The organism is Flavobacterium degerlachei (assembly GCF_900106645.1).
Classification (GTDB): domain Bacteria; phylum Bacteroidota; class Bacteroidia; order Flavobacteriales; family Flavobacteriaceae; genus Flavobacterium; species Flavobacterium degerlachei.
Map to the genome: position 1 here is coordinate 1 of NZ_FNMV01000023.1, position 15106 is coordinate 15106.

General features: G+C 34.1%; 15 protein-coding genes. 3 read left to right on the plus strand and 12 right to left on the minus strand.

Annotated features, from left to right (window positions below):
* Nucleotides 1-638: 638 nt before the first annotated feature.
* The 7 genes from BLV91_RS16380 to BLV91_RS16410 form a co-directional block, all read right to left on the minus strand.
* Nucleotides 639-1376, minus strand: a complete 738-nt coding sequence (locus BLV91_RS16380; protein ID WP_091435219.1) for an acyl-[acyl-carrier-protein] thioesterase — start codon at nucleotides 1374-1376, stop codon at nucleotides 639-641.
* Nucleotides 1377-1384: 8 nt separating this feature from the next.
* Nucleotides 1385-2311 carry a tRNA (adenosine(37)-N6)-dimethylallyltransferase MiaA gene (miaA, locus tag BLV91_RS16385; RefSeq protein ID WP_091435221.1) on the minus strand — a complete coding sequence of 309 codons (927 nt, stop codon included), beginning with the start codon at nucleotides 2309-2311 and terminating at the stop codon, nucleotides 1385-1387.
* 160 nt (nucleotides 2312-2471) lie between these two features.
* Nucleotides 2472-3305: an ion transporter gene (locus BLV91_RS16390; protein WP_091435223.1), complete on the minus strand. Its 834-nt coding sequence runs from the start codon at nucleotides 3303-3305 to the stop codon at nucleotides 2472-2474.
* Between the two features lie 28 nt (nucleotides 3306-3333).
* The gene (locus BLV91_RS16395; protein WP_091435225.1) at nucleotides 3334-4695 is read right to left on the minus strand and encodes an exonuclease domain-containing protein; all 1362 of its coding nucleotides are present in this window, start codon (nucleotides 4693-4695) and stop codon (nucleotides 3334-3336) included.
* A 78-nt stretch (nucleotides 4696-4773) separates the two neighbouring features.
* Entirely contained in the window at nucleotides 4774-5433 is a 660-nt protein-coding gene (locus tag BLV91_RS16400) for a YggS family pyridoxal phosphate-dependent enzyme (protein ID WP_091435227.1), read from the minus strand.
* Between the two features lie 399 nt (nucleotides 5434-5832).
* Nucleotides 5833-6720: a 3-hydroxyacyl-CoA dehydrogenase family protein gene (locus BLV91_RS16405; protein ID WP_091435229.1), complete on the minus strand. Its 888-nt coding sequence runs from the start codon at nucleotides 6718-6720 to the stop codon at nucleotides 5833-5835.
* Nucleotides 6721-6779: 59 nt separating this feature from the next.
* Complete coding sequence (locus BLV91_RS16410) at nucleotides 6780-7745, minus strand: Gfo/Idh/MocA family protein (RefSeq protein WP_091435231.1); 966 nt, start codon at nucleotides 7743-7745, stop codon at nucleotides 6780-6782.
* 143 nt (nucleotides 7746-7888) lie between these two features.
* Between BLV91_RS16410 and BLV91_RS16415 the strand changes: the two genes are divergently transcribed.
* Complete coding sequence (locus BLV91_RS16415) at nucleotides 7889-8530, plus strand: protein-L-isoaspartate(D-aspartate) O-methyltransferase (RefSeq protein WP_091435234.1); 642 nt, start codon at nucleotides 7889-7891, stop codon at nucleotides 8528-8530.
* Between the two features lie 33 nt (nucleotides 8531-8563).
* On the opposite strand, the gene BLV91_RS16420 is transcribed toward BLV91_RS16415, so the two are convergent.
* Both BLV91_RS16420 and smpB read right to left on the minus strand, forming a co-directional pair.
* A complete protein-coding gene (locus BLV91_RS16420) occupies nucleotides 8564-9613 on the minus strand; it encodes a Fic family protein (RefSeq protein WP_091435235.1) in 1050 nt (349 codons plus the stop codon).
* An 89-nt stretch (nucleotides 9614-9702) separates the two neighbouring features.
* A complete protein-coding gene (gene smpB / locus BLV91_RS16425; RefSeq protein ID WP_091435237.1) occupies nucleotides 9703-10155 on the minus strand; it encodes an SsrA-binding protein SmpB in 453 nt (150 codons plus the stop codon).
* 70 nt (nucleotides 10156-10225) lie between these two features.
* Here smpB and BLV91_RS16430 point away from each other — a divergent pair, with 70 nt between their 5' ends.
* Nucleotides 10226-10456 carry a VF530 family protein gene (locus BLV91_RS16430; protein WP_091435240.1) on the plus strand — a complete coding sequence of 77 codons (231 nt, stop codon included), beginning with the start codon at nucleotides 10226-10228 and terminating at the stop codon, nucleotides 10454-10456.
* Here BLV91_RS16430 and BLV91_RS16435 read toward each other — a convergent pair.
* The 3 genes from BLV91_RS16435 to BLV91_RS16445 form a co-directional block, all read right to left on the minus strand.
* The gene (locus BLV91_RS16435) at nucleotides 10453-11004 is read right to left on the minus strand and encodes a DUF3575 domain-containing protein (protein WP_091435241.1); all 552 of its coding nucleotides are present in this window, start codon (nucleotides 11002-11004) and stop codon (nucleotides 10453-10455) included. The two genes, BLV91_RS16430 and BLV91_RS16435, sit on opposite strands and share 4 nt — an antisense overlap.
* A 101-nt stretch (nucleotides 11005-11105) precedes the next feature.
* A complete protein-coding gene (locus BLV91_RS16440; protein WP_091435245.1) occupies nucleotides 11106-11657 on the minus strand; it encodes a GNAT family N-acetyltransferase in 552 nt (183 codons plus the stop codon).
* Nucleotides 11658-11667: 10 nt separating this feature from the next.
* Nucleotides 11668-12522: an aldose 1-epimerase family protein gene (locus tag BLV91_RS16445; protein ID WP_091435247.1), complete on the minus strand. Its 855-nt coding sequence runs from the start codon at nucleotides 12520-12522 to the stop codon at nucleotides 11668-11670.
* Nucleotides 12523-12703: 181 nt separating this feature from the next.
* Here BLV91_RS16445 and BLV91_RS16450 point away from each other — a divergent pair, with 181 nt between their 5' ends.
* Nucleotides 12704-14971 carry a M1 family metallopeptidase gene (locus BLV91_RS16450; RefSeq protein WP_091435243.1) on the plus strand — a complete coding sequence of 756 codons (2268 nt, stop codon included), beginning with the start codon at nucleotides 12704-12706 and terminating at the stop codon, nucleotides 14969-14971.
* Nucleotides 14972-15106 lie beyond the last annotated feature (135 nt).

Here is a 15106-nt window from a genome sequence, read left to right on the forward strand (position 1 = left end):
CTAGATTGCAGATATTCTTTAGGAATCGAATTAACCTCTTTTAAGTAAAGGTGGAGGATTTCATCTCCCTTTTTATAGGAAGTAAGTTCGAAATAATCAACTATAATTTCTGGTAATAATAACTTGAGAAGGTCGACAAAAGAATCTTGCATTGAGATATATTTTATAAATGCAAAAGTCGTTATTTATATATTTCCCCACAACATTTAGACTTGATCCAAAGAAGCTATTTGTAGAACTTACATTGAAATATGATGTCTATAGATCCTTTAAATTTAGGCTTTCTTAATTTTTAATAGTAAAATTTCAAATAATTTCGCAGCAATCCTTAAGCTGGCGGAGCTGTAAAAATGTAGTGAAATTCTATGCGGAAATATTAGTTAAGTATTCGAGCAAAAGATTGGAGCTTAGTTGATATTGTTGCTATATTATAAGAATGGAATTAACGGACTTTAAGTAAAGATAGAGTTTATAGGAAGTCATTTGAATAGACATAACTGTAGTTTTATGAACTACTCAGTCTCCTAAGATTATTGACATACTATGTGGAATTTGAATGTGATTTTAAAGTAGTAAAAGCGGTTTTTTGTATATGGATAACACTTTTAGATGAGATCGGTTTGTAGTTATAAAATGGACTAAAGAATTAACTGTAGTGCATAGCAATTTTTAGTATCTTTTGTAATGCTGAAAAGGATAGAGTCTTCAGAATAATTTTCGTGTATTATCACTTTGTCATTAAGGGACAGCTCTTTTAAAAAATTCATTTCAAAACTTTTTATTTTTTGTTTGAGAATCAAATCTACTTCAAGATGATCCAAACACCATTCTAGATACTTAACATTGTTTACATGATTTACGATATCCAAATCAGATAAATACACTGATTTTTCAAACACATCTTCCTTTTCAGAATTGATATTTATTTTTGAAAAACTTTCTTCTGTGGCTTTTAGCTCTGGATACAATTCAAAATGCTCGTATGGCAATGCTAATCCTTCTGGACGCCTTCTTTGAGTATTGAAAACGGCCCAAAAAGTTTCTGATCCAACTATTTTTTCGCCATTGACATACATTTCTAAGGCACGCACTGATCGCGAGTTCTCTAGTGTGTTTATCCAAGTTTTTACTGTTACAATATCTCTCCATTTTGGTAGTGCTGTGATCTCAACACGCATTCTACTCAAAACCCAAGCCTGATTGAATTGCTGCATATCTGAAAAGCTGATGCCTCCCATATCAGAATGTGCTGCAGCAGTCAGTTGCAAAATATTGCACAAATCAGTGTATTTTAAGTAACCGTTGGGCATGCATTGCGTAAAATTGATTTCCCAATCCTTACTTAAAACGGAAGTGAAATTTGGAGCTATTGGCATATAAATAATTATGAATTATGAATTTTAGTTTTTATATAATCGAAAATAATTTGATAAGGAGTTTCGTAGTCAAACCATTTTGTATTTTCATCTCTTTTGAACCAAGTAAGTTGTCGTTTAGCAAATCGTCTTGTATTTTTCTTGATTTCTTCAATGGCAAATTCTAATGTAAAGTCTCCATCGAAATAACTAAATAATTCTCGATATCCTACCGTTTGCAAGGCGTTCATTTCCTTGTTTGGATATAGTACTTTCGCTTCCGCCAAAAGACCTTCGTTCATCATGATATCTACTCGTTTATTGATTCGATTGTACATGACACTTCTTTCGGCTTCAAGGCCAATGAGGATAGGAGTGAAGTTACGACTATTTTTTTTCTGATTCAGGAAAGAGGAGTATGGTTTTCCAGAACCAATACATACTTCGACAAAGCGCATCATCCGTTGCGGGTTTTGCAAAGTTTGGGGGTTTTCATTTGTTATTGTTTTAAAATAATCAAAATCTAGTTTTTCTAATTGCTGTTGCAAGTACACGATTCCCAATTTTTCATAATTCGTATTAACGCTTTCCCGAACAGCTGGATCTATTTCTGGAAACTCATCAAAACCTTTTAAAACGGCATTGACATACAATCCAGAACCACCAACTAGGACAGCATAATCGTTATTTAGAAATAATTCTTCGATTTTAGCAATGGCTTCCTTCTCAAAATCACCTACGGTATAATTAGCTAAAATGGATTTGTTCTGAATAAAATGATGTGGGGCAGCAGCTAGTTCTGATGTACTTGGAACTGCTGTTCCAGTAGTCATTTCCTTGAAAAATTGGCGACTATCGCAGGATACAATTTCGCATTTGAAATGATTTGCCACAAGGATACTTAAGGAAGTTTTTCCTATGGCTGTGGGGCCGACAATGGTAATTAGGTATTTCATAGTTTATTTTAGCCCAGATAGAAACGTAAACCCCGGACGAGTGCAAGTTAATATTTCTTGATGTAAAAGAGCGACTTTAGAAGCTCCTTTTATGTCTTAGAAATACAACTAGCAAGAGGAGGAGTTGAAGTGGATAGCTGGAAATAGCTTCCGCGGCGAATTATTTTAAAAGAGAACTGCCGCAGCTATGACAAAATTTGGCATTATCATGATGTTCTTCGGCACCACAATCTTTACATGGAATGTGAGAGTGGTTTGAATCTCGTTGAACTGTTTTGGCTATTTCTGCGGTGACAATTCCCGTAGGTACGGCAATGATACCATATCCTAAAATCATTACAAAGGAGGCGATAAATTGCCCTAGTGGCGTTACTGGAGAGATATCTCCATAGCCCACGGTTGTTAGTGTAACAATGGTCCAATAGATTCCTGCAGGGATACTAGTAAAACCGCTTTGCTTTCCTTCGACAACATACATCACGGATCCTATTATGATGGTAATTATGAGTACAAAATAGATAAAAACGACTATTTTTCCTCGGCTAGCGTTGATTGCTTTTCTAAGTTGGACAGACTGGCTGCTAAATTGCGGATGATTTAATATTTTAAACAAACGCAATAGACGCAATGATCTTACTACGCTTAATATACTGGTACCTATAAAGAAAAACGATAAATACATGGGTAAAATAGCGAGCAAGTCAATGATTCCATAAAAGCTTAAGATGTATTTCCAGGGCTTATTGATGGAAATGATGCGTAAAAAATATTCAATGGTAAAAAATCCAGTGATGATCCATTCAAGAAGAACAAGTTCAGCGTGGTATTTAAAATCAAATTCGGTTACGGTTTCCATCATTACTAAAAGTATGCTTAGCAAGATGAGAGCTAAAAGAATTAGATCAAAGTAACGCCCAGCTTTAGTGCTTGTACCATAGATAATGATATGGGCTTTTTGTTTAAAAATGTCGTATTTCGATTTGATTTTGTGCATATACAAGAAATGAAATTTTTGATTTGCACTAAAAGTTTATAATCTTAAAGCCTTTGTTTTTTCGAAGATGTCCTTGTATTATATTTCGAGTATCACGGTTGCTTTGCATGGGGATTATGATATTTTTCAGAATTTCGATATTGTGTATCTGATAATTCAAATCATAAAAAGTATAGCCTTTATAAACTCCGTTTTCAACTAGAACGGCGCTGCGTTCATTGATGTTACGGCCTTTGTCTATGATGACCATGTTTGTGTTATCGAAACTGTTTTTTTCTATGAAAACCAGAACCCGTTTGTTGTATTCAGTAACTGATATCTTACCAATGCAAGCGCCATCACATTCGTTGACAGTATGTTGGAAACAACTTGTTTTTGACTGAGATAAACCAGTTAACTTTTGACATAAATTAAATTCAGAAGTGATTTGTATTAAGGCATTTTTGCCCTCAAGTGCATTTACATAGGATAAAACCTCTTTTTTTCTGCCGTCAGCTTTTTGCAATTTAAGATTTAAAAAACCATTAGCATCCTTTTCAGTATAAATGGCCCAGGAATAATTACTCTTGCGCGACATTCTGTTATATAAGGGTCTATTAATTTTAATCTCTTCGGTTTCTTTCAAAAGAGCGATTAGTTCAGTCCCTGTTTCCTCATATGTAACCGTAAAAACTTCGGTTTGGATCTTTTTTGCACTTGTCGTTATTCCCGTAAAATGCTGATTTACCCTTTTTTTAATGTTTCTACTTTTGCCAATAAAAATTATTTTACCTGCTTCATTATGAATGTAATAAGTGCCTGTTCTAGAAGGTAAGTTTTCTATAATATCTTGTAATTTTGGCGCTATTCCTTTTTGGATTTCAGTCTTAATTAAATCTTTGACAATTTCTTTTTCTAAGTCTTTGTCCAGAAGCATCTTGAATAATTTCACGGTTGCCATGGCATCTCCGCTGGCTCTGTGTCTGTCAGCCATTGGAATTCCTAAAGCACGAACTAATTTTCCCAAACTGTGCGAAGGCTGTTCCGGAAGTAGTTTTTTTGATAATTCAACTGTGCAAAGTGTTTTTTGGTTGAAATCATAACCCAAACGTCTAAATTCCGTTCGTAATATGCGATAGTCAAAATCAGCATTGTGCGCAACAAGAACACAATCATTAGTCATTTCGATGATGCGTTTTGCAACTTCAAAAAACTTAGGTGCTGAAGTTAACATGGCATTATTTATACCGGTCAGCTTAACAACAAATGGTTGGATTGGAATTTCAGGATTGATTAAACTGATGAATTGGTCCACGATTTCATGACCATCAAATTTATATATGGCGATTTCGGTGATTCCTTCTTCGTTGAATTGTCCTCCTGTGGTTTCTATGTCGAGTATTGCGTACAATTTTGTATTCAGTTTATTGTTTTTATTAATCAGTTTTCAAATTTGATTCAACGGTTGTTGATCAGAGTTCAAAAATCATTATCGTGTGCCAAAGATACTACTTCCTATGCGAACCATGGTGCTGCCACATTCGATGGCAAGTTTATAATCTCCAGACATTCCCATTGATAAGATTGAGCAGTGCTTCAGTATGTCTTTATGTGATTGCAACTTCTTAAAAATAGAATTTAAATGCATGAATTCTTTTTTGATTTGGTCTTGATTGTCTGTAAAAGTCGCCATTCCCATTAATCCTACAATTCGTATATTTTTTAATTCCAGATAATCACTTGAAGTCAATAGCGTGTCAAGTTCCTTTTCATCAAGGCCAAATTTAGTCTCCTCTTCGGCAATATGCATCTGTAACAAACAATCAATAACTCGGTTGTTTTTAGCCGCTTGTTTGTTGATCTCTTTTAATAATTTGAAACTGTCGACTCCATGAATTAAGCTCACAAATGGTGCCATAAATTTAACTTTATTCGTCTGAACGTGTCCAATCATGTGCCATTGTATATCTTTAGGCATTTGTTCCCATTTCTCAGCCATTTCTTGGATTTTATTTTCTCCAAAAATACGTTGACCAGCTTCATAGGCTTCCATCAAATCAGCAACGGGTTTAGTTTTTGAAACAGCAACGAGCGTAACCTGTTCTGGTAGATTATTTTTTATCGAAAGTAAATTTTTAGCTATTGACATTTTTTTCTTTTTTTAGAATAATTTTATCGAATTTAAAGTTCGTAAATGACAATGCCACTTCTGAATTTTGTCTCGATCTAAGTGCTTTTTGGACGTATAATTAACTTGTATTCAGTCAAAAAATAATCTCTGTGGGTTGAGAGGGATAAGAATAGGCTGGTGTAAAATCTGTGTATTCAGACTATTTCAAAGGAATTTTTATAAAGCTAACCTTGTTTATAATTTAACTGTAAATTAGATTTCGAATAGTTGTTTTGACGGTCACAATTGATTGTTGTTTTTTATTCGAGACAATATTAAGTTCATTTTAATTATTGATGAACTTATCTATTTTGTAAATTTATGTCAGAATTCTGTTGCAGTTTTCAGCCGTAAACTGCAACGTAAATACTGTGTCTTTTATATAAATTGTTTAGAGATTTTCTCTGCTTTTTTGCTTTCAGAGTAATCGTAGAAACCTTCACCAGACTTCACGCCTAATTTACCGGCGCGAACCATATTTACCAATAATGGACATGGTGCATATTTTGGGTTTTTAAAGCCATCATACATCACGTTTAATATAGCTAAGCATACATCAAGCCCAATAAAATCAGCTAATTGTAAAGGTCCCATCGGGTGTCCCATACCCAGTTTCATCACAGTATCAATTTCATAAACGCCAGCTACTTTGTTGTATAAAGTTTCGATGGCTTCATTAATCATTGGCATCAAAATTCTATTAGCCACAAAACCGGGATAATCATTAACCTCTACAGGTGTTTTTCCTAGTTTTTCTGATAATGACATTATGGTTTTAGTCACCTCGTCACTGGTATTGTAACCACGAATGATTTCGACTAATTTCATAATAGGCACTGGATTCATAAAATGCATCCCGATAACGCGTTCTGGGTGTGCAACTACTGCTCCAATTTGCGTAATAGAAATTGAAGAAGTGTTAGTAGCAAGAATAGTATTATGAGAACAGGCATCGTTCAATTGCTTGAAAATATTTAGTTTCAACTCTACATTTTCTGTAGCTGCTTCTACAACTAAATCAGCCCCTACAACACCATCTTTGATGTCAGTGTAGGTTATTATATTTGTTATTGTTTTTGCTTTATCTTCTTGTGTAATTGTTCCTTTTGTTACCATTCTATCTAAATTGGCAGCTATTGTAGCCATCCCTTTATCGAGTGATTTCTCAGAAACATCAATTAATTTTACGGTAAAACCACTTTGGGCAAAAGTGTGGGCAATTCCGTTACCCATTGTTCCTGCTCCGATTACTGCTATAACTTTCATTTATTTTGTATTTTTATTTTAAAGTTTTCTCGTTTAACTTTTAAATCCGAATCGTAATTCTATTTTTTAAAACAATCTATAATTTGGTAAGCTACTCTTAAGGCTTCTGTGGCTTGTTCCAAAGTTACAATAGGAGTGGAGTTAGTATTTATTGCATCAGCAAAAGTTTCTAACTCTTCAAGGATTGCGTTATTTTGTTCCACATCAGGGTTCGAAAAATAGATTTGCTTTTTGACACCTTCAGCATTTTGTAAAATCATATCAAAATCCCCAGGAACTTCTGGAGCATCTTTCATTTTAACTACCTCGCATTTTTTCTCCAAGAAATCTACAGAGATGTAGGCGTCCTTTTGAAAGAAACGAGTTTTGCGCATGTTTTTCATCGAAATTCGGCTGGCTGTTAAATTAGCAACGCAACCATTTTCAAATTCGATTCGGGCATTTGCAATGTCTGGAGTATCACTGATAACAGAAACACCACTGGCGCTAATGTTTTTTACTTTAGATTTTACTACACTTAAAATAACATCTATGTCATGAATCATTAAATCCAATACTACCGGAACATCTGTTCCTCTAGGGTTGAATTCTGCTAGACGATGCGTTTCAATAAACATAGGATTTTCAATCATGTTTTTAGTAGCAATAAATGCCGGATTGAAACGCTCCACATGTCCCACTTGACCTTTAACATTATATTCATTAGCTAAAGCAATGATTTCCTCGGCTTCCGCCAATGTATTTGAAATAGGTTTTTCTATAAAAACGTGTTTGCCTGATTTGATGGCAACTTTAGCACATTTGTAGTGGGAAAGTGTAGGGGTAACAATGTCAATAACGTCTACCGCATGTATAAGGGTAGCGATTGTACTAAAGTGTTTATAGCCAAATTCTTTTGATATTCTATCGGCGTTCTCTTGATTAGGGTCATAAAAACCAACTAATTCATATTTTTCAGATTGTTGTAATAAACGTAAATGTATTTTCCCTAGATGGCCAGCACCTAGTACTCCAATTTTCAGCATAATGATGTTGTTTCTACAAAAATAGCAATTAAATGATTAAACCCTTAAGGATAAGGGACAATTATTTGATGATTTAAAAATTAAAATTTGGCAATCAAAATTAGATTTTGTTTTCTATTTTTGCGGAAATAAAACAATAAACTTTGAAAGACACAGCTAAACACCAAGGACTTCGTAATCAATTAGTTAATGTTTTACAGCAAAAAGGAATTACCGATGTAAATGTTTTGGATGCCATAAAAAAGATTCCGAGACATTTGTTTTTGAACTCTAGTTTTGAAGATTATGCCTATCAAGATAAAGCGTTCCCCATTGGTGCGGGTCAGACTATTTCGCAGCCTTATACTGTTGCTTTTCAGTCCCAATTATTGGAAATAAAAAAGGAACATAAAATTTTAGAAATAGGAACAGGTTCAGGATATCAAACAGCTGTTTTGTGTTTGATGGGGGCCAAAGTTTTTAGTGTAGAACGTCAAAATGAATTATTTAAGCAGACTTCAGTATTACTGCCTAAATTGGGAATTCGTCCTAAACATCTTTCTTTTGGGGATGGATACAAAGGATTACCAAGCTATGCTCCCTTTGATAGTATAATTGTTACCGCTGGTGCGCCTTTTATACCAAAACCACTAATGGCACAATTAAAAATAGGAGGTAGGCTTATTATTCCATTGGGAAGTGATGTGCAAATAATGACTTTATTGATTCGGAAAAACGAAACTCAATTTGAGAAACATGAATTGGGCGAATTTCGATTCGTTCCTCTGTTGGAAGATAAAAATTAAAGACAAACCCATTCATATTTCTGAATGGGTTTTTTATTGGGACAAGAAAGTGATATAGCGTGCTATATTTTCTTTCTCAATTTGGGCAATAAATAGTATAAAGTCTTCTTTATTTTTCCCTGTTAGTGCATTTTCAAGCTTTTGGTAGTATTGCATTCTAGTTTCAGAATCCCCTTTTATGTTAGCAATCAGATAGCCATTTTGTAATAATACGAGATTCATAATTAATCTGGAAACCTTTCCATTTCCATTTGTGAAAGGATAAATAGCCAATATGCGTTGCTGCATTTCCGTGGCTAAAATGATAGGATGCAAAGTGCTTCGGTTCATTTCATACCAGTTAAAGAGAGCCTCCATTTCTTTTTGAATTTTTGAAGGTTCTGAGGGAGTAAAGCTATTTTCTTTTACAGTAAATGGAATTTTGCGGTATTGTCCTGCTTCTTTGGGAAGAACTCCTCTTAGAATAAGACTGTGAATGGCGGTAAATTCTTTTTCGTTAAGCGGAAGATTCTTGTCAATTAAATTTTTGATAAAGGCTATGGCTTCAATATGATTTAGCGCTTCCATATGTTCTCGCATGTTCTTGCCTGTAATGGTTTGACCTTCATTGACAACCAAATCAGTTTCTGATAGCGTCAAGGTGTTTCCTTCTAGGCGATTACTTTCAAATGTATATTCTAGCTCTAATGTTTGAATAAATTGAGTATTCTCAATTGGGCTAAAAGGTTCAGTTTTTAACTTTAATACATCAATTTCATCTAACAGTTTTTGAAGCTGGGGCGAAATTTTATTGGCAGAGGAAATTCTTAGGGTTATAATTTCAGCTTCGGCATCCTTGAGTGCTTGCAAAGCAAATTCCTCTTGACCAATTTCGTGAATTATTTTCTCTTTTAACCAAACGATCATCAATGTTTCAAAATTAATCTCAAGTAGAGCTGCCAATTTTGTTATTTGATCCTTGGTAGGTTTTCTTGTTCCACTTTCAAATTTACTTACTAAAGCCTGATCTATACTTAATAGCTGAGCGACTTCTCTTGTTTTTAGTCCTTTTTGTTCTCGTGCATTTTTAAGTAAACTTTTCATTTTAAATAAATAAATTTATATTGTCTTGACAATTTAAGTCATTAAATCAGCCGTAAAAAAAGGCCAGTTATGTTGGCCTTTATTATACTTTAAAACTCTTTTTTGATTCTAGCAAGATCACGCTTAGTGTCTTGCTCTTTAAGAGATTCTCGTTTGTCATAAGTTTTCTTACCTCTACAAAGTCCAATTTCGAGTTTAGCTAACCCTTTTTCATTAGTAAATAACTTCAAAGGAACAATAGTCAATCCTTTTGCTTGAACACTTTTTGCCAAACTCTTTAGTTCTTTCTTATTCAGCAAAAGTTTTCTTTCGCTTCTTGCTTTATGATTGAATTGGTTTCCAAAAGTATATTCTTCAATATAAGTATTTATTGCAAAGAGTTCCGTACCGCTAAATTCACAAAAGCTTTCGGTAATATTGGCTTTCCCCAAACGAATTGATTTAATTTCAGTTCCTGCCAAAACAATTCCAGCAGTGAATTTTTCGATTATTTCGTAATCGTATCGGGCTCTTTTATTAAGTATGTTTATTGTTTTTAGCATAGGATTACAAATGTAGGAACAAATCAATTAATCCACACTATTTTTTGAAAAATTGATATAAATTTGCAATATGGAAAAGCAGCAATCAAAAGACCCTCTTCACGGGATTACTCTTAAAACAATTTTGGAAAAACTAGTAGACCATTACGGATTTGATACCTTAGGTGAAATAGTAAACATTAAATGTTTTAATGAAAACCCAAGTATTAAATCGAGTTTGACTTTTTTACGCAAAACGGAATGGGCACGAAAAAAAGTGGAAGAATTATACTTAAATACTCAATCTAAGTTTAAGAATTAATTCAATTTATAAGAAACCATAACTCCACCTCTATAAGGCAACCATTCCCCGCTTTTGTTATAATTTTCGGCGCCATCATAACGCTCTCCACTACTTATAAGGTAGCCTTTGTAGAATCCTTGTTGATTTCCTCCCCCAAGAAAAACATCCAGCATAAACTTGTCGTTTATTTTCGTTTGGTACCCTATTGTTGCTCCCATTATGTAGCCAAAACCTTTTTCATATTGATCGGTATTCAAATAATTCCATTTCTGGAAATTAAATAGAGTGGCGCCAATATGTGCCCCAACATAAAATCCATTGTTTTTTTCATGGAAGTGGTAGCGGTATTCTGGTATAAACGTGTAAAATTGTTTAGGCTTTCCGTTGATAGATTTCCATGGTGATGCTAGAATATCAAATTGAAAGGTTGATTTTTTACCAATACTAGTTTCAATTCCTATATTTGGAACAGTCAGTAGAGTGGTTAAAGCATTTACTTTTATGTAGGTCTGGCTTTGTGATTGAATTGAAAATAAGATGATAAGTAATAAGAAATTTTTTTTCATGATAAGGTTGATGGTCGATATAAAAGTGTTTTTATTCTTTATTTGAATGTAAATATAAAACATCAGTTAATACAATTGTAATATATTTATTATAGTTTACGCTATGGTTTATTTAGTAGTGAATAAATAACAGTGTCCAAAAAGCGTCCCTCAAAATATTCGTTTTCTATTAAATGAGCTTCTTTTGTGAATCCACTTTTTTGCAATACTTTCTCTGACGCTAAATTAGCGGGATCTATAACTGCTTCGATAGAATGTAATCCCATTTTTTCAAAACCATATTTTAGGACTGCCTTTATGGCTTCCGGAATAATCCCTTTACCATGAAATTGCGGTAGTAACATATAGCCCACTTCTGCTCTAAAATGTTCTGGTCGTATTCTATAATGGCCAATTACTCCAATTAGTTTTGGACTGTCTTTTAAAGTAATAGCCCAATTAATTCCTTCCTGAGTTTCTATTTTGTCATCGATGTTAGCAATATGCTCTAAAGCATCTTCCTCGGTTTTTAGCAATGGCCTAGGAATATATTTCATGGTTTCGGCATTCGAACGCAATTCGAGAATCTCTTTTGTATCAGTAGCAATGACGCGCCTTAAAAGCAAACGTTCCGTTTCAAGATTAGGAAATGGTTCAAAATTAAGCTGTAACATATTATATTGATTAGAGGATTTCGATACTAAATTTTGATTTGAAAGTTTCATTGGAGTCCAATATTTGAATGCCTTCTTTTTCCATAATCTTACCAGAACTTTCAACAGAATCTGAATAGCCAAACCAAGGCTCGATACAGAGAAATGGCGCATCTTTTTTTGTCCAAATACCAAGGTGCGGAAAGTCATCGTAACGTACTCTCAAAATTGGATTCCCAGTCTCTAATATGGTTAGATAATTAGATTGTAGGGATTTAAAGATCAAGGCATCATTTTCGAACAATTGATAGTCTAATGGAACTACATTGTTTGTAGTCGCTAATATTCTAGTTTTATTTGAAATTAAATCATTTTCCAGCAGATTGTAGACCAGAGGTTCCTCTTTTTCAAATTGGAGACTATAATTGTCGAAATTTCCAGCTAAAGAGAAAGCAGGATGCGCTCCTATTGAAAATGGCATTTTGGATTCTCCCTTATTGATAACCTTGTAATTAATGTTTAGACTTTTATCTTCAAGGGTATAGCTAATTTGCAATTCAAAATCAAAGGGATATACTTTTAATGTCTCTTCTGAGGACTGTATTGAAAAAGTGACGCTATTTTCTTTTTTTGCAATTAATTGAAAAACTCCATCTCTGGCAAAACCATGTCTAGATAAGTGGTATAATACATTGTTATGAGTATAGCTATTGTCTTTCAAGGTCCCTACAATTGGGAATAGAATAGGGGAGTGCTTGCCCCAAAATTCCGGATTTCCTTCCCAGATATATTCTTTATTATTGCCATTAGCTTTAAGTGAAAATAGTTCCGCACCAGAATGATTAATTTCTACTGTCAAATACGAGTTGGTTATTATTGTAGTCAAAATGATAGATTGTTTTAATATAGTATTGAAATTGTAAATATATTTCTTAATTTTTATTTTAAACAAAGAATAGTAACTAATTCCTTTTTTAATAAGATTCGCATAATTTTTAATATAATGCCTCAATTAATTTTATTATTCTGCTTCTTTTCATTAATTTGCTGAACAAACAGTGAAAAACATGAAAAACATTCGGTTCAAAGCCTTACTACATTTGGCTTTATTGTTGGGAGTATCTTCCCTATGGGCACAACAACTTCCTGCTGACGCAAAGGTTGCACCAACTACAAATTACAATTACCATGATGCTTTTGCACCATTTTTTTATTCGAAAAACGGAACGGCGACTCGTTCTGCAAGTGGCCAGCCTGGTGCAGAATATTGGCAAAACAGGGCTGATTATCTTCTGACTGTAAAGCTAAATGAGTCTAATAATGAGATTGTGGGTACTGATATTATTACCTACACTAATAATAGTCCAGATAAAATGTCTTTTGTATGGATGAATGTAGAGCAAAATTTATTCAAATCAGATTCACGTGGTAACGCGGTCGTTCCTTTAACAGGAAGTCGTAATGGAGCTCAGGGACAAAATTTTGATGGAGGGAGTAAAATAAAATCCGTTAAGGTTATTACCGCAACTAAAGGTAAAGTTACTGAGGTTGATACTAAATATGTAATTACTGATACTAGAATGCAGGTTATGCTTCCTCAGGAATTAAAGGCCAAAGGGGGGTCAGTAAAAATTAAAATTGAATATTCCTATATTTCTCCTTTGGAAGGATCGGACCGTACAGGAGTTCTTGACACTAAAAACGGGAAAATTTTTACCATTGCACAGTGGTACCCGCGTATGTGCGTATATGATGATGTACAAGGTTGGAATGTCAATCCATATTTAGGAGCATCTGAATTTTACTTGGAATACGGTGATTTTGACGTAAACATTACTGCGCCATCTAATCATATTGTTGTTTGTTCAGGAGAATTGATGAATCCAACAGCTGTCTACAGTACAGTAGAACAAAGTAGATTAGCACAAGCCAAGAAAAGCGATAAAACAGTTTTTATACGCACAGCAGATGAAGTGTCAGCTGCAGCAAACACTAGCGTTGCGACTACTAAAACATGGCATTATAAATTAATAAATGCTAGGGATATGTCGTGGGCATCTTCAGCAGCATTTATATTAGACGGTGCTGCAATCAATTTACCAAGTGGTAAAAAGTCTTTGGCATTGTCAGCTTATCCAGTAGAAAGTGCAGGTAATGAAGCTTGGGGTCGCTCGACAGAGTTTACTAAGGCTTCTATTGAGAACTATTCAAAAAGATGGTTTGAATATTCTTATCCAGTGGCGACAAATGTTGCAGGAAATGAAGGCGGAATGGAATATCCAGGAATCGTTTTTTGTGGATGGGAATCTAAAGGAGAAGATTTATGGGGAGTTACTGATCATGAATTTGGACATAACTGGTTTCCTATGATTGTAGGTTCAAATGAACGTTTATTTGGATGGATGGATGAAGGCTTCAATACCTTTATTAATTCATTAAGTTCAGTTGACTTCAACAATGGAGAATACAAATCAGAAGCCGTTGATTTTCATAAAATGGCAGAAGCGTTCACCAGACCTGAATTAGAAACTGTGATGAGTTCTCCAGATAATATGAAGGAGGCAAATATTGGTCTTTTGTGTTATTTTAAACCAAGTTCAGCACTGATTGTTTTACGTGAGCAAGTATTAGGTGAAGAGCGTTTTGATTTGGCTTTTCGTACTTATGTAGAACGCTGGGCTTTTAAACATCCTACTCCGGATGACTTTTTCAGAACAATGGAAAATGTAGCTGGTGAGGATTTAAGCTGGTTTTGGAGAAGTTGGTTTGTAAACAACTGGCGTTTAGACCAAGGAATCAACTCAATCAAATATGTAAAAAATGATCCTAAACAAGGTGTTGTTATTACAGTTGAGAATTTCGACAAAATGGCTATGCCAATAGTTTTAGATGTAAAAACTACAAGCGGAAAAGTGAGTCGTGTAAATTTACCGGTTGAAGTTTGGCAAAGAAATAAGGTATGGTCGTTTAAGCATGATTCTACCGAAGAAATTGAAAGTATCACTTTAGATCCAGATCACGCTTTTCCAGACAATAATGAAGGAAATAATATTTGGACTCCAGCTAAAGGTGTAATTGAAAAGGACCTTATTTTAGACGGTTATTTGGGTACTTATTCTAATGATAAAGCTCCTATAAAGATTGTTTTCAGTGAAAAAAACAGCGTTCTTAATGTAGAGATAACTGGTTATCCTAAATTTAGCGTTGAACCAATAGGCAAGGACTTTTTCGAATCAAAAAGAGCAGGACTTAAATTTCAATTTAATGAAGCCCAAAACGGATTTGATATGATTGTCAATGATAGTCAAAAGATACCTTTTACAAAGGACAAATAGTTACTTCAATACTATAAACAAAAACACCATTTGCCGCGGCGAGGGCACTGAAAAAGTCTTTTTAGGAATTAATTGTTAATAAAAAGGAGTAGAAAACTATAGTTTTTTGCTCCTTTTTTCGTATTTTTAATGGTA